Consider the following 23,531-nt stretch of genomic DNA (forward strand, 5'->3'; position numbering starts at 1 on the left):
ATTTCGTTTGTAATGAACTCAATTCTTACCCCAACCCTCTAAATGAACCAATACTACTTCCTCCAATCCCTCATAATTCCTTAAATCCTCCCCCCAAAAATCCATTCTTCTCAACGTTTCAGAAACTATTAAGGCCAAATCATCTTCTTTCCAAATTTTTTCAATAAATTCCAGAACGAATGGATCATCTTTTAAAGGAATATTTTCTTGGCCTGCTTTTCCACTATAAAATTTAATCAAAGCAGCGAAGGATATGATCAGGTTTTTTGGCCATGATCCGGTTTTGGAGTGGTATTCCAAAAGCATGGGCAATACCCGGACCTTAAATTTGGAAATTGAATTCAATGAAATAGAAATCAATTCACAGGGGATCATGACCAAACCTTTTGAAAAATCGGCAGAAAACACCTTAAATCGGTGGTAAAGCAGTGCAGTAAGTTTTCCAGGAAAAGTCAAAGGGAGTACTTCAAAGGATTTATCCTCAGCATCAAATGCGATTCCGGCTTCTGTGGTATTGGAAACCACAAATTTCAAATCTTTTTTCTCCTAATTTCAAAAAGGCATTATAATCCTCAAAAGGGTTTAGAACACCTCTCACACAAGTAATGAGCCTATTTTCCTGAATAATTTTCCCTGATTGGATTCCCTGTAGTTTGACATGATAAAGCCCGTCTTGTTCGTTGATTGTTGTCCCCAGTCCTTGTGCCAAGGGTTGCACAATCTGAACGTCTCCGTTGAAATCCGTTTTCTCATTCATCAGATCTATCATCCAGTCTACAAATCCCCACAGAAAATTGCCTTCTCCAAACTGGATAACCTTTATAGGTCTATCCGGTATATTTAAATTGACTCTTTTAAGTTTTTCCATCTGCCAAAAGAATTCTGTATTTTAAACTGGACGTAGTAATAATTTCAAATGTCTTTGCATTCGATAATGCCTAAACCATATCAACCTTTTTTTGTAACGTCAATAAGGTTTAGAATTAATTACCTTTGGACTCCAAAAAGTAATTTTTCTATCGCTTTGTCTGTTTTTTCAAAATCGAAATTTGAAACAGCATGTTTCATTTTGCCTTTTATTTCATCCAAACAAAGGTTCCCAATGCTTCCTTCATGGGTATGGGTTACTTTATTCTGGTTAGGTTGAAAATTATTGTTTTCTATTGCATATCCTATCTTTTTATAGGCATCGCGAAAAGGTATTCCTTTTAAAACCAAATCATTGACTTCTTCCACACTGAAAAGATGCTTATAAAAAGGGTCTGAAAGTATATCCTTTTGGATTTTGATTTCTTTGAGCATAAATGTGCACATCTGTATACAGTCCAACAAAGTTTCAATTCCCGGGAAGATGGCTTCTTTCAATAATTGGAGGTCTCTATGGTAACCCGTGGTCATGTTGGTCAATAACAGCGTGACAGTATTTGGGATAGATTGAATCTGATTGGTTTTTGCCCGTATAAGTTCAAACACATCAGGGTTTTTTTTGTGAGGCATGATGCTGCTTCCGGTGGTGAGTTCATCCGGAAATGAAATAAACCCAAAATGCTGATTCATGAAAATACATACATCTGATGCCAGTTTGTTTAGGGTACCTGCCACACCTGAAAGTGCAAAAGAGATTGTTTTTTCTGTTTTTCCGCGACTGTTCTGCGCATTGATCACATTGTGATGGAGGTCTTCAAAACCCAATAAAACCGTTGTCAAAGTTCTGTCTAAAGGAAAAGATGAACCGTATCCTGCTGCTGATCCTAATGGGTTTTTGTTGGACAATTTATAGGCCGTATATAACAGATCCATATCTTCCGTCAATCCCTCGGCAAAAGAGCCGAACCATAATCCGAATGAAGAAGGCATGGCCAATTGGCTATGGGTATAGCCCGGCACCAGGTCATTTTTATGCTTTTCTGCAAGAGATGTAAGCAAAGTAAAAAGTTCTTCCATTTCCTCTACAATATCGCGAATGGCAGACCTGTAATATAATTTCAGGTCTACTAAAACCTGATCATTTCTTGATCTGCCACTGTGAAGTTTTTTTCCAACATCCCCTAACCTTTGGGTCAGCAAAAATTCAACCTGGGAATGTACATCTTCAACCCCTTCTTCAATTTTAAATTGCCCCTTTTCGATTTCCAGGTAGATTTCTTTCAATCCATCGCGGAGTTCATCCAATTCATTTGAAGTCAGCAAACCTATTTTTTCCAACATTATGGCATGGGCTATGGAGCCCAAAACATCAAAAGGCGACAATAAGACGTCAAATTTAGGATCCTGTCCTATGGTAAAGGATTCTACTTCTTTTTTGGAGCTGATATCTTTTTGCCAGAGTTTCATTGGGGATTTTAGATTTTTGAATTAAGATATTTTTAAGGATAAAGGATGAAGGTAGAAATTAGGGAGTAGAAATTGACATATATTCACTCAAAAGGTCAATATATCCCTTTATTCCTTTTTTGATTTCTTCCAAGTAGATGAATTCGTCGGGGGTATGGGAACGGGCAGAATCCCCCGGCCCAATTTTGACGGATGGATAAGGGATCAAAGCCTGATCTGAAAGGGTAGGGCTACCAAATTGCTCTAATCCCAACCCATTTGCAACCGAAAGTATTTTATGTCCTTGGGGGACTTTGGTGGAATTGAGTCTTTTCGATCGTGGTTTGAGATCTGCTTTTAGGGAAGATTGGAGTTCCTCAAATGCTTCATCCAAGGTGTAGCTGTCAGTAATTCTTACATCCAAAGTGAACACACATGTGTCAGGTACGACATTATGTTGGGTTCCGGCCTGAATAACAGTTGCAGAAACTTTCGTCTTTCCCAAAAAAGGCGATAGCCTTTTGAACTGAAAATCCCTCACTTTGCTGAGATCTTCCAAGGCTTTGTAAATGGCATTTTCTCCTTCTTCTCGTGCAGCATGGCCCGCTATTCCTTTGACAGTAGCATCAATTACCATCAAACCCTTTTCTGCTACAGCAAGCTTCATCAAGGTAGGTTCTCCTACTATTGCCAATTCAAATTCAGGAAGTTCGACCAAAATGCTTTCAATCCCATTTTCTCCGGAGATTTCTTCCTCAGCCGTGGCAGCAATTAAAATATTGTAGGGGATTTCTTTAGGGAAAAAATGTAGAAATGCAGCAATAAGGCTCACCAGACAGCCTCCGGCATCATTAGAACCCAATCCGAAAAGTTTACCATCCTGAATGATAGGTTGGAAGGGATCTATGGTATAGCCTGCATTTGGCTTTACAGTATCATGATGGGAATTGAGAAGGATAGAAGGTTTTGACGGATCAAAGTTTTTATTGAAAGCCCAGATATTGTTTCCTGTTTTTTGAACAGGTACCTGATGGGATTCCAGAAATTGTTGGATGATATCTGCTGTAAAATTTTCTTGCCTGCTGAAGGATGGTGTTGCTATCAATTCCTTTAAAAAAGAAACAGCATCTTCATAGAGATCGTAAATATCAAAATCGGTAGAATTCATTTTAAATTGGCATTCATGGCACTATCTATATCCATTTTCTTTCAAAAGCCATTGATAAAGTCTTAATAATTTGATTTTGGGTTTTAAAGTTAAAACCTCAAATACAGTAGGGTCTAAATTAATATAGGTCGTATCGGTGTTTTTCAATTGTAGTTCCTGACAGTTTTCCTTTTGATGCCAAAAGTAGATTTTCAGCTTTCCCGATCCATACATGATTGACACCTTTATGGAGTGCTGCAAAGGCATTATCCAGTTTTGGAATCATTCCGGAGTGGATCACTTCTTCCTTTTTCAACTCAGCATAAATATCTTCATTGATAAGCGGAACAATGGAGTTTTCATTTTTTTCATCGATCAATACTCCTGATTTATCAAAACAATAATAAAGGTTTACATTATGTTTTACTGCCAGGGCTGTAGCCAGTTCGGAAGCGATACTGTCTGCGTTTGTGTTTAACAGCTGACCTTTTTTGTCATGGGTAATTGCACTGATAACGGGGATGATATTGTCTTCCAACAAGTAGGTCAAAAGATTGACGTTAACTTCCTGAATGTCTCCTACAAATCCATAATCGATTGTTTTTACAGGTCTTTTATTCGACCTGATGAGGTTTCCATCAGCACCGGTCATGCCCAATGCATTCTGTCTGAAACTTTGAAGTTTTGCTACTATCTGCTTATTGATAAGTCCGGCATATACCATCGTTACAATGTCGAGTGTATCCCTGTCGGTTATTCTTCTGCCGTCTACCATTTGAGGCATGACTCCAAGATTTTCTCCAAATTTGGATGCTAAAATTCCACCCCCGTGAACCAGGATTTTTTTGCCAGGCAATCTTGAGAATAGAAACAGAAACTCGTCAAGCTTCTCAGGGAAATCAATGACGTTTCCGCCGATTTTAATTATACTAACATTCATGTTTAATAGGTTTGAGTACTTTGTGTTTTAGCCTAATATTTGGCTGATGACCGCTTGGGCCGCATAAATTCTATTTTTTGCTTGTTGCGTTACAAGACTTCTTGGTCCATCCAGAATTTCATCTGAAAGTTCCAGATTCCTTCTTACCGGAAGGCAATGCATTACTTTTGCATTCTTTGATTTCTTTAAGTGTTTTTCTTTCAACATCCAAGAATGGTCTGTTGTAATAATTTTTCCATAATCATTGAAGGCAGACCAGTTTTTGACATAGACAAAATCTGCATCTTCTAAAGCTTTTGCCTGATTCAATTCAATTTTTGCCCCTTTTGTGAATGCTTCATCAAGCTCATAACCTTCCGGATGGGTAATGGTTAAATCGTGTCCACAACCCAAAGCCCACTCTGAAAAGGAATTGGCTACCGCATGCGGTATGGCTTTGATATGCGGCGCCCAAGTCAAGACAACTTTTGGTTTAATTTCTTTATTCCAATTCTCCTGAATGGTAACCATGTCTGCCAAACTTTGAAGAGGATGGCGTATGGCACTTTCCAAGCTGATGACAGGTTTTCCTGAGTATTTGATGAATTGATTAAAGACAAAGTCTTCTACATCTTCCTGCTTGTTGGTCAAAGATGGAAATGCCCTGATGGCAAGAATATCGAAATAAGTCCCCAGAACAGCAGCAGCATCTTTGATGTGTTCTATGGTGCCCTTATTCATTACGACACCATCTCTCATCTCCAAAGCCCAGCCTTCCTTGTCCATGTTCATCACTATGGCATCCATACCGAGTTGCTGTGCAGCGATCTGAGTGCTTGCTCTTGTTCTCATGGAGGGATTTAAAAAAATGCATCCGATTCTTTTTCCCTGGCCTTTAGCTTTGTCAATCCAAGGATTTTCCTTGTAATGCATAGCCTGTTGGATCAGCTTCTCTGCAGTTGTTTTGTTTTCAAACTTTGTGAAGTTTTTCATAAGGCTCCTAAAAATTATTTTGGGGTTAGAGGATTAATAATCAAAGCAACACTTTCTTTAAACTATCCAAAAACGAAGATAGTTCTTTCATTTCAATATTTAATGGTGGAAGCAAACGAATGGTATGTTTACCTGATGAACTACCTGTAAATATTTTGTATTTATCCACTAATTCAGAACGAACAGGTCCGGCTTCTCTGTTGAGATCAATGCCAATCATCAGGCCTTTCCCCCTTACTTCCATCACCCCAGGAATATTTTCCAATTCATACTGAAGATATTCTCCCATTTCAAGGGCATGTGGCATTAAATTTTCCATTTCTATCACTTCCAATACCGCCAAGCCCGCAGCACAGGCCAAATGATTTCCTCCAAATGTTGTGCCGAGCATTCCATAGGAAGCCGTAAAATCGGGATGGATCAAAACTCCTCCGACCGGGAATCCGTTGCCCATACCTTTTGCCATAGTGATCAAATCGGGGACCAATCCCTCTACCCACTGATGGGCAAAGAATTTTCCTGTTCTACCATAGCCTGACTGTACTTCATCCAAAATCAGTTTGGCGCCATATTCTTTTGTGATTTTTGAAATAGCCAAAAGAAATTCTGGGTCAGGGATGTGGATTCCTCCGACTCCTTGAATTCCTTCTATAATAACCCCCGCGATGTTTCCGGCTTTCAACTGCTGTTCTACCGCTGCTATATCTCCCCAAGGAAGAATGTGGGCATCTGTTCGTTGGTTTGAAGGAGCGATGATTTTCGGATTGTCAGTCAGTACAACGGCCCCGGAAGTTCTTCCATGAAAGGCTCCCGAGAAGGAAATGAATCCCGATTTTCCAGTAGCAAATGATGCCATTTTCAATGCATTTTCATTTGCCTCTGCCCCTGAATTACACAGGAAAAGGCTGAACTCCTGATAGCCTGATATTTCACCAAGTTTTTCGGCAAATTGTTTCTGAAGAGGAATATGTACTGAATTGGAATAGAAAGCAATCAAATCCATTTGATCCTTCACTCTTTTGTTGAAATGGGGATGGCTATGTCCGATGGAAATCACCGCATGTCCTCCGTATAGGTCTAGATATTCTATTCCATTTTCGTCCCAAAGTTTGGCCCCCAGTGCTTTGACAGGGGTCACATTGATCAAAGGATATACATCGAATAAGTTCATTGTCTGTAGGTTAAAAGGCGATGCTTTTGAGTTTTAATCCTGTAGTTTCATCAAGGTTAAAAGCAAGATTGAAATTTTGGACGGCCTGACCTGATGCACCTTTTAACAGGTTGTCTATGACAGCATATATGACCAATTGGCCTTTTTCAACCTGCAGATGAATAATGCATTTATTGGTATTGACTACCTGTTTGAGGTCAATGTCATTTTCGGAGACATGCGTAAAAGGCGCCTCTGTATAAAATTCTTTATAACCCTCAACGGCTTCTGCTAAAGTTCCGGTATAAGGAAAGTATGCAGAAATCCAGATTCCTCTGGAAAAATTACCCCTGTAGGGAACAAATAATAATTCCTGGGAAAAACCATTTTGCAACTGATTGAAAGTCTGTTTGATTTCTTTTAAGTGCTGATGGTTAAATAGCTTGTAAACAGACATATTCCCTGTTCTATAACTGAAATGCGATGTGTCAGCAAGTTTTTTTCCGGCGCCTGTACTTCCTGTGATTCCAGAAATATGGATGGTATCTTCAACCCAATTATTTGAAATTGCAGGTGCTAATGCCAATTGAATAGCTGTAGCAAAACAACCTGGATTTGCGATTTTTTTAGCCGATTGGATATTGGATTTATTCACCTCAGGCAATCCATAGACAAAGCCATCGCTTTCGTCTCTATAATCCGTACTGAGGTCTATGATGACTGTTTCTTTGGAAAATTTGTGATTTTCCAAGAAGCTTTTGGTTTCACCATGGGGAAGACCAAGGAAGACTGCTTCAATTTCTTCTGAAATGACTTCATCTGTAAAAACCAAATCTATATCACCGATCAGGTCCGGATGCACATCGGTCACTTTTTTACCGCTTTGGCTATTGCTGTGTACATAGACCAACTCGCAATTTGGATGGTGGACCAAAAGACGGATCAATTCACCACCGGTATATCCTGCTGCACCGATTATTGCTGTTTTAATCTTCTTCATGATGGTTGACTTGATGGAAAATGGCAGTTTGGTTTCCAAGAATTCTTGTAAATCCTTTTACATCTTCTCCGGTATAGCCCTTATTCATCTCGCCATAGCTGCCGAATTTGGAAGCCATCAGATCATGACCTGATTCAATGCCTACCAACTGAAACCTAAAAGGGTGCAGGATTAATTTGACCGAACCCGTGACAAACTCTTGAGTGCTTTCCAGAAATGCCTCCAAATTCCGCATCACAGGATCCAGGTAATGCCCTTCGTGTAAATGGTTACCGTAAAATTCCGAAAGCTGATTCTTCCAAAATGTCTGCCACTTGGTCAAAGTATGCTTTTCCAATAATTGGTGACTTTTGATAATGATCAAAGCTGCCGCTGCTTCAAAACCCACTCTTCCTTTGATACCGATAATAGTATCTCCCACATGAATATCCCTTCCAATACCAAAAGGGGAAGCAAGTTCATGGACTTTTAAGATAGCGTCAACAGGGTTTTTAAAAGTTTCTCCATTGACCGATTTTATTTCTCCTTTTTCAAATCCTATAATCAATTCCTCACTTTTGGTTTTAGATGCCTGAATCGGCCAGGCACTTTCCGGTAGAGTCTGATTGGATGAAAGCGTTTCTTTTCCTCCTACAGATGTGCCCCAAATCCCTTTGTTGATAGAATAAGCCGCTTTCTCAAAGTTCATGGAAACTCCATGTTTTTTGAGGTAGGCAATTTCTTCTTCCCGGCTTAGCTTGAGATCTCTGATTGGGGTAATGATTTCTATGTCAGGTATAATGGTCTGAAAAATCATATCAAATCTGACCTGATCGTTACCGGCACCGGTACTTCCATGGGCGATGGATTTTGCGCCTATTTTTTTCGCGTACTCTGCTAGTGTTTTGGCCTGAAGTATCCTTTCTGCGCTTACCGATAGGGGATAGGTCTGGTTTTTAAGGACATTTCCAAAAACCAGATATTTGATGACTTCCTCATAGTAGGTTTTGGTCACATCAAGGACCGTGAATGAGGCTATTCCGAGGCTTTTTGCGCGGGATTCCACTGCTTGAAGTTCATCGGCAGAAAAACCACCGGTATTGATCAATACAGCATGTACTTCATACCCCAAGTCTTTGGAGAGATGCAAAGCACAAAAAGTGGTATCAAGTCCCCCGCTGTATGCTAATACTGTTTTTTTCATTTTTAATTTTTTGTAAAAGCCCATACCAATTATGGGCATTAGGTTTAAAATAGGTTAAGCGTCTTGGTCTTTGTTTTTTTGATATTGAGCAGGATATATTTTTTCAGTCTTGTCCATCGCTCAAACAGCTTGATGTTTTTCTTAAAGTCTTTTCTTAAGGCAACATCCTCTGTTTTTGCTTTTTTGGAAGGGTCGTAAAGCATTGCAGTACACAGACAATTCTGCCTGTTTTTGCTTTTCAGAATTTCCACATTGACACAGCTGTTACATCCTTTCCAGAATTCTTCATCATCTGTGAGGTCTCCATAAGATACAGGTATATAACCCAATCCGGAATTGATTTTCATCACAGCTGCGCCTGTAGTCAGTCCAAAGATTTTTGAATCCGGATATTTGCTGCGGCTAAGCTTGAATATTTCATTTTTGATCTGGCTGGCCAATCCGAATTTGCGGAATTGGGGTGCTACGATAAGACCAGAGTTGGCCACAAATTTTCCATGGCCCCAAGCTTCAATGTAGCAAAAACCGGCCCATTCACCATTGTTGGTCGTGGCAATTACGGCTTTACCTTCACGCATCTTGGCCTTGATGTACTCAGGAGATCTTTTGGCTATTCCAGTCCCGCGCGCTTTTGCAGACTCTTCCATTTCCAATGTGATTGTCTCAGCGTATATGCAGTCTTTTTCTGAAGCAGGTTTTATGATAAAGGAATTATTTTCCATTTTGTCCAATAGGAGATAAATGAATTGTAGATAGCCTTTCCAGGCCCATAGTTAAATTAGAATTTGATTGTGCTATTGTAGGTTGTCCACATAGGACACCAAATAAAATTATAGGGGCGTTGCCCTGAAACTGTTCCTAAACCTCCTCAAAGGAGAAAAAATCGGCATAGCAAAATAATTACTCTGCTGAATTGCAAAGTCGATTATCAGGTTTGCTATGTTGTTTGTAGTTGACATTTTTTTGGAAAACGTTTGCAAATGTTACAAGTATTGAAATAAGATGCAAGGTTTTTTGTCAATAATTTAAATTTCCCGCTTTAAATTCACTTGTACTCAGAATAAAGTCCTATATAAATGGTATTTATTCCACCATTTCCAATTTTCCAACCGCTTTGGGAAGGCTGAAATAAAAAGTACTTCCATTTCCATATTCACTTTCCACCCATATTTTCCCCCCATTCTCTTCCACGTATAGTTGGCAAAGACTAAGACCAAGACCTGTTCCTTGTTCTCCTTTTGTTCCGCGTTTACTTTCTATCAGATTTTTGCGGAAAAGTTTCCCAACTTCCTCCTTACTCATGCCTATTCCGCTATCACTTACTGAAATAATAATTTCTTCTTCCTTTTCGAAAGCTTGGATGGTAATTAATCCATCTTGATTGCTGAATTTTAGGGCATTATTGATCAGATTTCTCAATATTAGGTCCAGGTGATTTGAATCTGCCATTACAGAGATATCCGATGCTACTTCGGAATCAATACTGATATTTTTCTGCTTGGACAAAGTCGTAAAAAAATCCAAAATGTCATTGACCTTTTCACTCAGGTTATTTGGAATAGCCTTGGATTTGATCATTTTCATTTCTCCAATAGACCAGCGGAGAAGGTTGTCGAGTACTGTCATAGCGGCTCCCAAACTTTTATAAAGTCCCGGTGCCACTTCCTTAAACTCCCCCTCATCCAATCTGTCTTTGGTGTAAAGCCCCAATAGCATATAAAAGCTGCCAATTGGGTTTCTTAAATCATGACCGATAATACTGAAAAGCTTTGATTTTACTTCGTTGGCTTTTTCCAGTTCCAAAGTTCTCTCCTGAAGCAGTTCTTTTGCCTTCTTTTGGAGATAAAAATTTCTGAAAATGATCAAAGCAATAACCAAAATGGAAAAAGCTGTAAAAATCAGAATGTTTCTTAAAAATTTTTGTGCCTGAAGTTCTTTCTCCTTTTCCAGATCCTGCGCTTTTTGTTCTGCTTCGATGATTGCCAATTGCTTTTCGAACTCGTAATCTGCTTCAAGACGGGCTGTTTTTCTTTCAAGTTCCTGATTGTTTAGGCTGTCAACAAAGGCAGTGAAGCTTTGAAAATGGAAAAGGGCATCTTTATATTTTCCCTCTGCTTCATAAACCTTGCTTAAGGTATGATGACATTCTTTTAATTCTTCTTTGGAACCGAGTTCGTTTCCAAGCAATAGTCCTTTTTCAGCATAGTCTTTGGCTAAACCATAATTGCCCAGATTCAGATGGATTTTGGAGAGATTGTTAACACTCAATAAAATCCCTCTTTTGTTTTCTATTTCTGTGTCAATTTTAAGTGATTTGTAGTAGTTCTCCAATGCAGCATCATAATTTCCCTGCTTTTCGTAAATGTTGGCAAGATTGTTCAGACCAGCGGAAATCCCCTCAATTTCTTTTATTTTTTCAGAAATGCGCATGGACTCCTCGATGGTTTGGATAGCCAGGTCAAAATTCTGCTGGTATTCGTATATTTTGGCAATGTTATGCAGGGTATTGGAAATCCCCCGTTCATCGTCCAAAGATTTCTTGATGGCCAGTGATTTTAGATAAAAATCAAGGGATTCATTTAGCTTTTCCTGCCTTTCATAAATCAGGGCAATATTATTGTACACAAATGAAATACCCATAGAATCTTCAAGTTTTTCAGAAATCCTAAGTGCTTTCAGGTTGGTCTCCAAAGCTGCAAGGTAATTGGCCTGATAATAGTAAATGGAAGCAATGTTTTTAAGACTTGATGCGATTCCTATTTCATCTCCGATTTCTTCTTTTATTTTGAGCGATTGCTCATAATTGGCAATGGCATTGGAATATTGGCCTAGTTTATTATGGACATTGGCTATATTGTTATATCCTGAGGCCATTCCTTTTTTATCTCCTGATTTTTCACGGATAGCCAATGCTTGTTTATAGTATTCTATGGACTCATTGTAATTCCCCAAAAAATAACTGTTATTTCCCAAGCTATGTAAGCAATCTGCCTGATTGGGTTTATCGTTTATTTCCTCAAAAATTTTTTCCGCCTGCAAATAACTTTCAAAAGCTTTGGGAAAGTTGTTTTCCTTGTAATATTGAAATCCCAGTTCTTTTTTAGCCAGGGCAAAATCAAACCCTTTTTCATTGTTGGATTCCATCACCTTAACAACCGCTTCAAGAGAGTCGGTCAGACTATTCTGTGCAAATGCAGCACAAACGAGAAAAAGCAATAGGAGAGGAGTGACAATAACTTTTTTCATGCAGGCATGATAAGGATACAAATATTTGTAAAAATCCAATTGGATCTTTATTTGGTTTTAAATATAAGTAGGAAACAGTTTACGATTTGTTAAATTTTATAATCGTTGTTCAGGGAAAATGTTTTTAGTTTTATTAAGGAAAAGAAAGGTACTTATTGTCGCATTTGGAATAACTACAGAGCCCTGTCCAGATGAGTATAACCTCCATCTACAAACAGGAGTTGCCCTGTAGTATGGGAAGAGCGTTCTGAGAGAAGGAAAACGACTGTATCTGCGATCTCTTTTGCTTTTGTCATCCTGTTTCCAAGAGGAATTCTTTTTTCAATTTCCTTCAATTTCTCTTCAGGATTATCGAAGCTATTGAGCCAATTTTCATATAATGGCGTCATTACTTCTGCGGGAATTACGGCATTGACTCTGATACCGTATTTTAGCAATTCAACAGCCCACTCCCTTGTCAGGGATAATTGACCACCTTTTGCAGCAATATAGCCACTTGTATTCCCTTGCCCTGTAACTGCGGTTTTACTGCTGATATTGACGATACTCCCTTTGTTTTTTTTCAGATAGGGTAGGGCATAATGGACCAAATCAAAATAATGGCCCAAGTTTTTTTCTACTGAAGCACGAAAGTCTTCCGGTGTACCATTTTCCAGACCAACTCCATCATTCGCCCCGGCATTGTTGACCACACCATCAATCCTTCCAAATTTCGCATATGCCTTTTCCACTGCCTCCAGGGCAATATCAGGTCCGGTCAATCTTTTGGGGATGTGCAGGGCCTCGACTCCTTTGGATTCAAATTCTTCCATCAATTTCCCCCCTTCCTCTAAAGACGGATCAATGATGACTACACGCGCACCCTCTTCAGCAAGTGTGCGGCTGATGGATTCTCCTATGCCTTTTGCGCCTCCTGAGATCAGGAATACTTTATCTTTTATTTTTAAATCCATGACAGGATAGCATTTTGTTTTTGATGGGTTGAACTTGTTTTATTCGTTTCTTTTGATTCCATAGAATTCACAGGCATTGTTTCCAAAAATCCCTTTCTGTTCCTCTTGACTGAATGATTTATAATAGTGATAAGCCAAATCAAAAACAGTAGAGTAATTTCCTGCCAATAAACACACTGGCCAATCACTCCCAAACATCAATCTTTTACTCCCAAAGGAATCGGAAATATGGTCCAGGTAAAGTTTGAAATCTTCAGGTTTCCAATGCTTCCAATCAGCTTCTGTAACCATCCCTGAAACCTTGCACCACACATTGGGTAGTTCTGAAATTCCGGAAATTCCCTGCTTCCAAAACTCATATTCTCCTCCTTTGATATTGGGTTTGGCCAAGTGATCTAGCACAAAGGGTTGATCAGGATATTTTTTTGCGAGCTCAAAAGCAGCCTTTAGGTGTTTTGGATAAATCAGAATATCGTAGGTGAATCCGTATTTTTGCAATAAACTTATCCCGTACAGAAATTTTGGATCCTCCATCGCTTCCGGTTCCAAAACCTGCAGAATCATCCTGAATCCGGCAAGTTTTGGTTCGGACATGTGTGATTCCAGTTTGGACTCAATTTCAGGGGAATTCAAATCGACCCAACCCACTACTTTTTGTATCCAGGGAAATTCATTTGCCAGGTTCAAGAGAAACTGTGTCTCCATAGCTGACTGATCTGCCTGAACAGCAATGCATCCATCAAAGCCTGTTTTTTCCAATTCAGGCTTTAAATCCAAAGGCATAAAATCCCTTTGGATTGTATTCATAGAGGTATCTATCCAAGCATCTCTTACAGGATCAAATTTCCAAAAATGCTGATGGGAGTCGATGGTCATTTTTAGATTTTAGATTTTAGATTTAAGAATTGAGATTTGAGACTACTTTGCATGAACAGCTACCTGCTTGGAAATTCCCAAACCTTCTACACCTAATTCCACAATATCGCCTTCCTTGAGATAGCGGGGAGGTTTAAGTCCAAGTCCAACGCCCGAAGGAGTTCCGGTTGAAATGATGTCGCCAGGTAGGAGGGTCATGTATTGGCTGATATAAGAGACCAAAGTAGGCACATCGAAGACCAAATCTGAGGTATTGCTGTCCTGCATGGTTTCTCCGTTTAATTTCAACCAAAGCCTGAGATTGTGGGGATTACTTATTTCATCTTTGGTGACCAAATATGGTCCAAGAGGAGCAAAGTTGTCTGCACTTTTCCCTTTCACCCACTGACCTCCGTGATGGAGTTGAAAATCCCTTTCGCTGACATCGTTATGCACGGCATATCCTGCAACATATTCCATGGCATCTTCCTTACTTACATAAGTGGCCTTTTTTCCAATAATAACCGCCAATTCCACTTCCCAATCGGTCTTGGTGGAATTTCTGGGAATGATAATATGATCAAAAGGTCCGCACAAAGAAGAGGTGGCTTTCATAAACAAAATCGGCACTTCAGGCACGGCCATTCCGCTTTCTTTTGCATGAAGGGAATAATTCAATCCTACACAAATGATTTTTGAGGGTCTTTTGATGGGAGAACCAATTCTTGCATTCCTATCAACCTCAGGTAAACTGTTGATTTTATAAGACAGCCAGTGGGAAAGCCTTTCCAATCCATTGCTGTCAAGAAAATCTTCAGACCAATCTTCTCCAAAAGCACTGCAATCCAGCCTTTTACCATCAGGGGTTTCTATTCCGGGTTTTTCTTTTCCAATTTCTCCAAATCTAAATAGCTTCATATTTTTTCTTTTTTTCCAATGAACATTTTATCCTCAAGTCCTACATTTTTATACCCAAAAATCCTCCATCAATGGGAAAATTGCTTCCGGTAATAAATGCAGCTTCATCTGAAGCAAGGTAATAGACCAATCCGGCGATTTCTTCGGGCTTTCCCATTCTGCCGATGGGTTGGGTGGCAGCAAGTTTTTCAAACATTTCCTTCTCTTTTCCAGGATAATTTTTGGCCAAAAAACCATCAACAAAAGGGGTATGTACCCTACCTGGAGAAATGCAGTTGCACCGGATCTGATCTGCTACATAATCCTTGGCAATGGAAAGGGTCATGGACAAGACCGCTCCCTTGGTCATGGAATAGGCAAATCTATCAGCAATCCCTATTGTCGCCGCCACAGAACACATATTGATGATGGTACCCCCATGATTTGCTTTAAGTTTTTTAAGAGCAGCCTGACTACAGTTAAAAACTCCTTTTACATTGACTTGAAAAAGTCTTTCAAAATCCGCTTCAGTAGTTGCTTCTAGATTTCCGATGTGGGATATGCCTGCATTATTGATCAGGACGTCTATTTTTTCAGGTATCTCTTCAAAAATGGACTGGACCTGAACTAAGTCAGAAACGTCTGCTTGGAGAAAAGTCACATCAGCGTTTTCGTCCTTTAATTTATCTTCTTCATTTTTTCCATTTTCCACATTATAGTCTATAAAAAAAACCTGATGGCCATTTTTAGCAAAAAGTCGGGTTATGGCTAATCCAATGCCACTTGCTCCCCCTGTGATAACGATTGTTTTCATTTGGTTTTATGAATTTCTATTGAAAGTTAAACTCTTTGTCCCTTAGGCCGGATTTTTCTATGAACCTGAGCCTCTTTGCAATATATGTATTTTGAAAAAATATTTTAGAAATAAATAGTTTTTGGCATATAAATTGATTTCGAGGTGATTCATTGTATTTCCTTATAAATCAATAGGTTTTATGTTTAAAAGAATTAGTGTTTATTCTCTTCTGGTTTTTGTTTTATTGGGTTCTTGTATGACTGACCCTGACGAGGGTGGTTCAAATCTGACTCCCAGTGATTTTGTTATTCTTCTGGCCATAGACGAAAGTAGCATTGATAATGGAAATGAACCCAATAACTTTTCTGATACAGATGTGAATGATCAATTGTCCCAAGTTGGTCTTAGGAATCAATTGAGATACTTTGAAGAAAATGTGGGTAAAACAATTGATTTATATACCGGAGAAGTAGGGGATGAAGGCTGGTTTGCTATCAAGACCATTCCAAATAGATGGATTAATGCAGGACCAACGGAATTTGGATCTCAGAATTATCTTATCCCAGGTCCAGGTCTGGGCGCACCAAATATTGATAATGATAGAGAAGTACTTTTGGATGAAATTCCTGATGTCACTCCTTTGAGAGCTACAGGTTTAAAAATGTTGGTAGGTTACAAAGTAATTGCGGTGGTGTACGACAATGACATCAGTATCAATTATTCCCCTTTGGAAGGAAATCTTCAAGGAGCAAATTTGGGAATGGTAGCTTTTGAGGTATTGAGTGTTGCAGAAAGGACAGACGGAAGTGATTCTGATTTGCCTGCTGTAAGTATCAGGATTTTGGATGTAGAGTCAATTTCTGATTTTGGCCTTGTGTTATTTTCAAATGCCCCTGTGCCACAATCATCTTCAGAACCAATGGATGTGGTTCCACCACAAAGTGCCAATACACCCATTTTGATGTTGGCAAATTGATTTCGGATTTTGAAAAACCTCTTGAATTTACCAGATGAGGGCTCCTGTTTCATTCCTATTCTCAATTTTTTGGAATAAATAGAAAGAAGCCATGAATTCATGTGTAGGATTAGGAATCATAAAAGCACCCTGAGCGGGTATTTCATAGGAATACCCAAATTTAAGTTTGGACATCAAAAATCCCAATTGGAAATTGGTTGCATGGTCCACTCTATGTCCCAATCCAACCCAGAATTTTTCCATCAAGAGGGCTTTGATATTGAAGTCAATAGACGAGGGAAGATCTGACTGGATTCTGTACATGACATGAAAAGCCAAAGAAACTTTATCATTTACTGACTGTCTGTAACCCGTTTGAAAGACACTTGCAAGGGGCTTACTTTCAATAAAAATATCCCCATTACTTATCCCGCCTTGATTGACATTTTGGGCACCATAACCAAAGTAATAATTTTGATGGGTAATGGACATGCCCAAATTGAAATCAACTATCTGCATATTGGCAAAGCTGTTCATATACTGGTTTACCGTAGGGTCATTGGCTTGTTCTGTGGTCAGGTTATTCCCGTCTAATCTTATTGTATTGTAGTTGACAGAGGCACCCAATCTTAAATTCGTACTTTTCCCTAGCCGAATTCTTGAAGCATAACTTAATTGGAGTTCGGTGTCTACAAATGGTCCATAAGTGTCATGAACCATATTCAGACCAAAAGCAGTTTTTCCGATAAGCGAAGCATCACTTGCTTCTCTTACCTCTGCCGGGTCAATTTCTACGGAAAGAAAAAAAGTTTTGGGAGCACCTTCGAGGCCTGCCCATTGATTTCTCACAAAACCTCTGATGATTGACTCTTCAAATCCCGTCAGTGAAGGATTAAAGTAGCTTTGAAACTGATTAAATTGGCTGATATATTTTCTGGATTGCCCAAATACCAAGACCGTCGGCAATATTGCCATTATAAAGAAGAGATAGAATTTTTTCATTTTACAAATAATACTAGTCTGTTATCAGAATTTACATGCTTTTCCCCTCCTTAAAAGGGGATTTATGTCCGGCTTGTCTACTTTCTGAGAAGATTCAGCATACCTTTTCTGGACTCGTTGGTATCCGCTATTTCTATCACATAATAATAGGTGCCTGTTGGAAGTTCTTTTCCAAGGTAAGTTCCATCCCATTTTCTCTCAGGATCCTCAGAATAGAAAACCCGCAGGCCACTTCTTTCGAAAATATGCATTTTCACTCCTTTGTAGATTTTAAGGCTTGACATTCCCCATTGGTCATTGAAATTATCGCCATTAGGGGTAAATGTGTTTGGAATTTCCAGATCACTCAGTTCATTGATTCTTCGTGTGATCGTAAACTCTTTCTCCAAGATATTGCCATCTCTATCAGTCACTTTAACCAACACTGAAAATGTGGTTTCTCCAGGCATCAAGCTGTTATTGGTCCAATACAATTGGTTGTCGATAATTGTGAAAAGATCGTTATCCAAGGCACCTGGGACCAATTCCAAGATATGGATGTCATCAATAGGATCTATGACTGTAAATTCCCCAACAAATATGGCCTCATCACTATCCTCATGGGTGAAGATATCATTGCTCAATTCCAGGTCTATCGGACTTTCTTTTGGCAAAACAACAACAATAATTGTCGGTTCTCTATCCGTTTGATTTTCCCAACTATTCGGAAGTGTAATTACTCCGGTCAGTATGTAGGGCCCGTTTTGGAAGGGGTCGTATTCTCCTGCATCCCAGGTGATTGGTAAATAGACCCAATCTCCATTATCAGTCAGTACAAGGATTTGATCCGGTAGAGTCAATTCTTCAAATGGGGTTCCCCAGATAGTTTCCAGCAAATCAACATCCTCGAAATCCACTATTGCAATCGGGGTAAGTTCATCTAAAGCGCAGCCAAACTGATCCACTTCAGCACCTTCAGGGGTTTCGGGACATAAATCCACATCATCTGTAACCCCATCCATGTCAGTATCTTTTTGTGAAAGTGCACAGCCAAATTCATCAACTTCAAATCCTTCGGGAGTATCCGGACATTGATCCAAATCATCAGTGATACTATCATTATCCGAATCCAATTGGGAAAGTGCGCAGCCGTTTTCATCTACTTCAGCTCCATCAGGTGTTTCCGGACATTGGTCCATATCATCTGTTATCCCGTCTTCATCAGTGTCCAGTTGAGAAAGAGCGCAACCGTTTTCGTCTACCTGAGTACCTGAGGGCGTATCCTCACATAGGTCCAAATAGTCAGGTATTCCATCTTCATCTGTATCAATTTGATCTTGGCTACATCCGTTTTCATCTACTTCTGCCCCAGCAAGTGTATCGGGACATTGGTCAAGGTCATCATTGACCCCGTCCCCATCCGAATCCAATTGGGAAAGTGCGCATCCATTGGCATCCACCTGTACGCCTGTGGGAGTATCGGGACATAGGTCAAGGTCATCAGTGACCCCATCCCCGTCCGAATCCAATTGGGAAAGTGCACATCCATTGGCATCCACCTGTACCCCTGTTGGAGTATCAGGACATTGGTCAAGGTCATCATTGACCCCGTCCCCATCCGAATCCAATTGGGAAAGTGCGCATCCATTGGCATCCACCTGTACGCCTGTGGGCGTATCAGGACATTGGTCTAGGTCATCAGTGACCCCGTCCCCATCCGAATCCAATTGGGAAAGTGCACATCCATTGGCATCCACCTGTACCCCTGTTGGAGTATCAGGACATTGGTCAAGGTCATCATTGACCCCATCCTCGTCCGAATCCAGCTGTGATAAAGCACAGCCATCTGCATCCACCTGTACCCCTGTGGGAGTATCGGGACACTGGTCAAGGTCATCAGTAATTCCATCTCCGTCCGAATCCAATTGTGACAAAGCACAACCATTTGCATCCACCTGTACTCCTGTGGGAGTATCAGGACATTGGTCAAGGTCATCAGTAATTCCATCCCCATCCGAATCCAATTGGGAAATTGCGCATCCATTTGCATCTACCTGTACGCCTGTCGGAGTATCGGGACATTGGTCAAGGTCATCAGTAATTCCATCTCCGTCCGAATCCAACTGTGACAAAGCACAGCCATTGGCATCCACCTGTACGCCTGTGGGAGTATCAGGACATTGGTCAAGGTCATCAGTGACCCCGTCCCCGTCCGAATCCAACTGTGATATAGCACAACCATTGGCATCTACCTGTACCCTTGTGGGAGTATCGGGACATAGGTCTAGGTCATCAGTGACCCCGTCGCCGTCCGAATCCAATTGGGAAAGAGCACAACCATTTGCATCCACCTGTACGCCTGTGGGAGTATCAGGACATTGGTCAAGGTCATCAGTGACACCATCTCCATCCGAATCCAATTGTGAAAGCGCGCATCCATTTGCATCCACCTGTACGCCTGTTGGAGTATCAGGACATTGGTCAAGGTCATCAGTGACACCATCTCCATCCGAATCCAATTGTGAAAGTGCACAACCATTTGCATCCACCTGTACGCCTGTGGGAGTATCGGGACATTGGTCAAGGTCATCAGTGACACCATCTCCATCCGAATCCAATTGGGAAAGCGCGCATCCATTTGCATCTACCTGTACGCCTGTTGGAGTATCAGGACATTGGTCAAGGTCATCAGTGACACCATCTCCATCCGAATCCAATTGTGAAAGCGCGCATCCATTTGCATCCACCTGTACGCCTGTTGGAGTATCAGGACATTGGTCAAGGTCATCAGTGACACCATCTCCATCCGAATCCAATTGTGAAAGTGCACAACCATTTGCATCCACCTGTACCCCTGTGGGAGTATCGGGACATAGGTCAAGGTCATCAGTAATTCCATCCCCGTCCGAATCCAACTGTGACAAAGCACAACCATTTGCGTCCACCTGTACCCCTGTTGGAGTATCAGGACATTGGTCCATGTCATCAGTGACCCCATCGCCGTCCGAATCCAGCTGTGATAAAGCACAGCCATTTGCATCCACCTGTACCCCTGTGGGAGTATCGGGACATAGGTCAAGGTTATCAGTGACCCCGTCCCCGTCCGAATCCAATTGGGAAAGCGCGCATCCATTTGCATCTACCTGTACGCCTGTTGGAGTATCAGGACATTGGTCAAGGTCATCAGTGACACCATCTCCATCCGAATCCAATTGTGAAAGTGCACAACCATTTGCATCTACCTGTACGCCTGTTGGAGTATCAGGACATTGGTCAAGGTCATCAGTGACACCATCTCCATCCGAATCCAATTGTGAAAGTGCACAACCATTTGCATCCACCTGTACCCCTGTGGGAGTATCAGGACATAGGTCAAGGTCATCAGTGACACCATCTCCATCCGAATCCAATTGGGAAAGAGCGCATCCATTGGCATCCACCTGTACCCCTGTGGGAGTATTGGGACATTGATCCAGATAATCAGGAATTCCATCTCCGTCAGTATCAATTTGATCAGGACTGCAACCGTTTTCATCCACTTGGGCACCGACAGGTGTATTGGGACATTGGTCAAGATAATCGGGAACACTGTCACCATCTGTATCAATCTGATCTGGACTACAACCGTTTTCATCTACTTCAGCACCTAATGGTGTTTCCGGACAAAGATCCAAATCATCTGAAACCCCATCTCCATCTGTATCCAATTGGGATAAAGCACATCCGTTTTCATCTACCTGACTCCCGGCTGGAGTGTCAGGGCACAGATCAAGATAATCAGGAACACCATCTCCATCCGTATCAATCTGATCCGGGCTACATCCATTCTCATCAACTTCTTCTCCTTCGGGAGTTTCTGGACAGATATCTTTGTCATCCATAACCCCATCTCCGTCGGTATCGATTTGGGACAGGCTACATCCATCTTGGTTAACTTCCTCTCCTTCAGGAGTATTTGGGCATAAGTCAAGATAATCAGGAACACCGTCTTGGTCCGTATCAATCTGATCAGGTGTACAGCCATCCTCATTCACCTCTGCACCTAAAGGGGTGCCCGGGCAAAGATCCAAATCATCTGTTACCCCATCTTCATCTGTGTCTTTTTGCGAATCCGAGCAACCTGAGGTGTCAACAGGCTCTCCAAAAGGGGTGTTTGGGCAAAAATCCGTGAAATCGGGTACCCCGTCCCCGTCTGTATCAGTCTGGGCTGCAGTACAATCATCAATATCCAAATATTCCTCACAATCACTGGATGACAGGGCAAAATTGTTGCCCTCACCTGGAAGCGGTGCAGACCGGAAAACAGTTAAAGAATAGATTTTTTGATCTCCATTTGATAAAGTGACCTGTATCGGAATATTGTTGGTTCCCTGAAAAAGTAAAATTTTTGGTGAAGGGACAGAAGGACTGACCTCAATGCCTTTTATAAAAACCCTGGCATTAGCGTCTGCTGTAAAAGGAGTGATATCAAAAACAAAATTGGAAAAAGAAACCTCTACCTTATAATCTAAAATTGAGGGGTGAAATCTGGGTTCAAGTTTACCGGAATTGATTTTCAGATTGGAAAGTTCAGCACTGGGGGTTTGGTGAATAATGAACCTGTCTTCGATGGCGACAGATTGATGTTGCATCAAAAAAACACTGCAAAATATAGCTATCCAGAAACTGTTTCTGAAAATTCGTTTGGTGTCGACGATTTTCATTTTTTACTGTAGAATGTTGTTAACAAGGGGTGATGGACTGGTGTAGTCGGTAATAAAATTGTAGAAAAAAAACCATATTATAAAAATAATATTTGAAAAAAATACCGTTTAACAGTATAATATTCTACGAAAATATTTTTTCATATTTTGAAATGCAAAATCATTGGCTTCAAAAAATAAAAAAATTCAAACTTTTTTCAATAAGAATTATGCAAATCCAAAGATTTGGTTAAAAATGGTGAAATCCAAGGTTTTGGTAGTCAGTATAAAAGCTGCAATTACTTCATGTAAAATGTAAGCTATCTATCCCAGGTTTTTATAGGATTACCATCTTTCCGGTCTTTACAGATTCATCGCATGCAAAAGCAATTCTAAGACTGTTCAATGCGTCATCGAGGTGATCTGTAAGGTCCGTGTTATTTTGGATGGCTTTCAGAAAGAACTGCTGTTCACGGTTACACAATTCCTGATGATCGGGTTCATCTTTCATGTCTATCCATTCATTTTGATGGACAAAATTATTTTTGGCATCTATTTCGGCATGATGGATTTTGATACTTTCAGTTTTGGTATGGGAATCCACGTTATCGGATTTTCCTGCTGCAGCAGCTTCTTTTGCTACAATCGAAACGGCGCCTTTTGGACCAAAAACATCCTTGATAAAAAAGGCATTGTCTGAAACCATGGGACCCCAACCTGCTTCATACCAACCCACAGAACCATCTTCAAACCTGATCTGCAGTTGCCCATAATTGTAATTGAATGCGGGAATTTCATCTGTAAGCCTTGCACCGATGGCAGACACGGAAATGGGTTTGGAACGTGTCATCTGACACATGACATCAATATAATGCACACCACAATCTACAATTGGACTGAGGCTTTCCATCAGGTTTTTGTGCACATCCCACATAAATCCATGACTTTGTTGGTTAAGGTTCATACGCATTACAAGAGGTTTGCCCAACTTTTGTGCTTCTTCAATGAATCTTTCCCAGGAGGGGTGGTGGCGGAGGATGTAGCCTACCACAACTTTTTTATCGGCCTTTTTTGCCGCGTCAATGATATTTTGGGATCCTAAGACGGTATCAGCCAATGGCTTTTCTATAAAAATATGACAACCAGCTTCCAAAGCAGCTAAAGCCATTTTTTCATGGGTATCAGGGTAGGTGGAAATACAGACTGCATCGGGCCTGGTTTTTGAAAGAGCTGATTCAAAATCATCGAAAAGATCATAATTCGCTCCCAGTTTTTCATTCAGCTTGATTTTGCTTTCTCCCCTTGCCACCAAGCCGCAGATAGCAAATTCGGGCATTTGGTGGTAAGCAGTTGCATGGGAAGCTCCCATATTGCCACATCCTACTACGAGAATTCTTATTGGATCAGCCATATCTGATATTTTATTTTAAAGATAAATGAATCGTGAATATGCGATTTTTT

19 protein-coding genes are annotated in these 23,531 nt (G+C 40.5%); 1 reads left to right on the plus strand and 18 read right to left on the minus strand.

Annotated elements, in window-relative coordinates; translation table 11 throughout:
• Window positions 1–18: 18 nt before the first annotated feature.
• The 15 genes from B9A52_RS26160 to B9A52_RS15490 all read right to left on the minus strand — a co-directional run bounded on the left by B9A52_RS26160 (window position 19) and on the right by B9A52_RS15490 (window position 15,470).
• A complete protein-coding gene (locus B9A52_RS26160; protein WP_231955251.1) occupies window positions 19–534 on the minus strand; it encodes a hypothetical protein in 516 nt (171 codons plus the stop codon).
• Window positions 488–868, minus strand: coding sequence for a hypothetical protein (locus tag B9A52_RS26165; RefSeq protein WP_231955252.1), 381 nt, complete (start codon window positions 866–868; stop codon window positions 488–490). The genes B9A52_RS26160 and B9A52_RS26165 overlap by 47 nt, the downstream gene beginning before the upstream one ends.
• Window positions 869–987: 119 nt before the next feature.
• On the minus strand, window positions 988–2,334 hold the full coding sequence (argH, locus tag B9A52_RS15430; protein ID WP_084121288.1) for an argininosuccinate lyase: 1,347 nt from the start codon (window positions 2,332–2,334) through the stop codon (window positions 988–990).
• 58 nt (window positions 2,335–2,392) lie between these two features.
• Window positions 2,393–3,481, minus strand: a complete 1,089-nt coding sequence (locus B9A52_RS15435) for a M20 family metallo-hydrolase (protein WP_084121289.1) — start codon at window positions 3,479–3,481, stop codon at window positions 2,393–2,395.
• A 118-nt stretch (window positions 3,482–3,599) separates the two neighbouring features.
• Window positions 3,600–4,400, minus strand: coding sequence for an acetylglutamate kinase (gene argB, locus B9A52_RS15440; RefSeq protein WP_084121290.1), 801 nt, complete (start codon window positions 4,398–4,400; stop codon window positions 3,600–3,602).
• A 27-nt stretch (window positions 4,401–4,427) separates the two neighbouring features.
• Complete coding sequence (locus B9A52_RS15445; protein ID WP_084121292.1) at window positions 4,428–5,372, minus strand: N-acetylornithine carbamoyltransferase; 945 nt, start codon at window positions 5,370–5,372, stop codon at window positions 4,428–4,430.
• Between the two features lie 40 nt (window positions 5,373–5,412).
• Window positions 5,413–6,543, minus strand: coding sequence for an aspartate aminotransferase family protein (locus B9A52_RS15450; RefSeq protein ID WP_084121293.1), 1,131 nt, complete (start codon window positions 6,541–6,543; stop codon window positions 5,413–5,415).
• Window positions 6,544–6,553: 10 nt separating this feature from the next.
• Window positions 6,554–7,522 (minus strand): N-acetyl-gamma-glutamyl-phosphate reductase, encoded by a 969-nt coding sequence (gene argC / locus B9A52_RS15455; protein ID WP_084121294.1) that lies wholly within the window; start codon window positions 7,520–7,522, stop codon window positions 6,554–6,556.
• Entirely contained in the window at window positions 7,509–8,705 is a 1,197-nt protein-coding gene (locus tag B9A52_RS15460) for an argininosuccinate synthase (protein WP_084123550.1), read from the minus strand. The genes argC and B9A52_RS15460 overlap by 14 nt, the downstream gene beginning before the upstream one ends.
• A 44-nt stretch (window positions 8,706–8,749) precedes the next feature.
• Window positions 8,750–9,427 carry a GNAT family N-acetyltransferase gene (locus tag B9A52_RS15465; RefSeq protein WP_084121298.1) on the minus strand — a complete coding sequence of 226 codons (678 nt, stop codon included), beginning with the start codon at window positions 9,425–9,427 and terminating at the stop codon, window positions 8,750–8,752.
• Window positions 9,428–9,788: 361 nt separating this feature from the next.
• Window positions 9,789–11,951 (minus strand): tetratricopeptide repeat-containing sensor histidine kinase, encoded by a 2,163-nt coding sequence (locus tag B9A52_RS15470; protein WP_084121300.1) that lies wholly within the window; start codon window positions 11,949–11,951, stop codon window positions 9,789–9,791.
• 173 nt (window positions 11,952–12,124) lie between these two features.
• Window positions 12,125–12,904, minus strand: coding sequence for an L-fucose dehydrogenase (locus B9A52_RS15475; protein ID WP_084121302.1), 780 nt, complete (start codon window positions 12,902–12,904; stop codon window positions 12,125–12,127).
• 39 nt (window positions 12,905–12,943) lie between these two features.
• Entirely contained in the window at window positions 12,944–13,780 is an 837-nt protein-coding gene (locus tag B9A52_RS15480) for an amidohydrolase family protein (RefSeq protein ID WP_084121304.1), read from the minus strand.
• 42 nt (window positions 13,781–13,822) lie between these two features.
• A complete protein-coding gene (locus B9A52_RS15485; RefSeq protein ID WP_084121306.1) occupies window positions 13,823–14,677 on the minus strand; it encodes a fumarylacetoacetate hydrolase family protein in 855 nt (284 codons plus the stop codon).
• 40 nt (window positions 14,678–14,717) lie between these two features.
• Window positions 14,718–15,470 (minus strand): SDR family NAD(P)-dependent oxidoreductase, encoded by a 753-nt coding sequence (locus tag B9A52_RS15490; RefSeq protein WP_084121308.1) that lies wholly within the window; start codon window positions 15,468–15,470, stop codon window positions 14,718–14,720.
• A 181-nt stretch (window positions 15,471–15,651) separates the two neighbouring features.
• Here B9A52_RS15490 and B9A52_RS15495 point away from each other — a divergent pair, with 181 nt between their 5' ends.
• The gene (locus tag B9A52_RS15495) at window positions 15,652–16,428 is read left to right on the plus strand and encodes a hypothetical protein (RefSeq protein WP_231955253.1); all 777 of its coding nucleotides are present in this window, start codon (window positions 15,652–15,654) and stop codon (window positions 16,426–16,428) included.
• A 27-nt stretch (window positions 16,429–16,455) separates the two neighbouring features.
• On the opposite strand, the gene B9A52_RS15500 is transcribed toward B9A52_RS15495, so the two are convergent.
• The 3 genes from B9A52_RS15500 to B9A52_RS15510 form a co-directional block, all read right to left on the minus strand.
• Window positions 16,456–17,409 carry a PorP/SprF family type IX secretion system membrane protein gene (locus B9A52_RS15500; protein WP_084121315.1) on the minus strand — a complete coding sequence of 318 codons (954 nt, stop codon included), beginning with the start codon at window positions 17,407–17,409 and terminating at the stop codon, window positions 16,456–16,458.
• Window positions 17,410–17,486: 77 nt separating this feature from the next.
• Window positions 17,487–22,091 carry a thrombospondin type 3 repeat-containing protein gene (locus B9A52_RS26465; RefSeq protein WP_084121317.1) on the minus strand — a complete coding sequence of 1,535 codons (4,605 nt, stop codon included), beginning with the start codon at window positions 22,089–22,091 and terminating at the stop codon, window positions 17,487–17,489.
• A gap of 316 nt (window positions 22,092–22,407) precedes the next feature.
• On the minus strand, window positions 22,408–23,481 hold the full coding sequence (locus B9A52_RS15510) for a Gfo/Idh/MocA family protein (protein ID WP_084121319.1): 1,074 nt from the start codon (window positions 23,479–23,481) through the stop codon (window positions 22,408–22,410).
• Window positions 23,482–23,531 lie beyond the last annotated feature (50 nt).

Origin of the sequence: Aquiflexum balticum DSM 16537 (genome assembly GCF_900176595.1) — a bacterium.
GTDB classification, from domain to species: Bacteria; Bacteroidota; Bacteroidia; order Cytophagales; family Cyclobacteriaceae; genus Aquiflexum; species Aquiflexum balticum.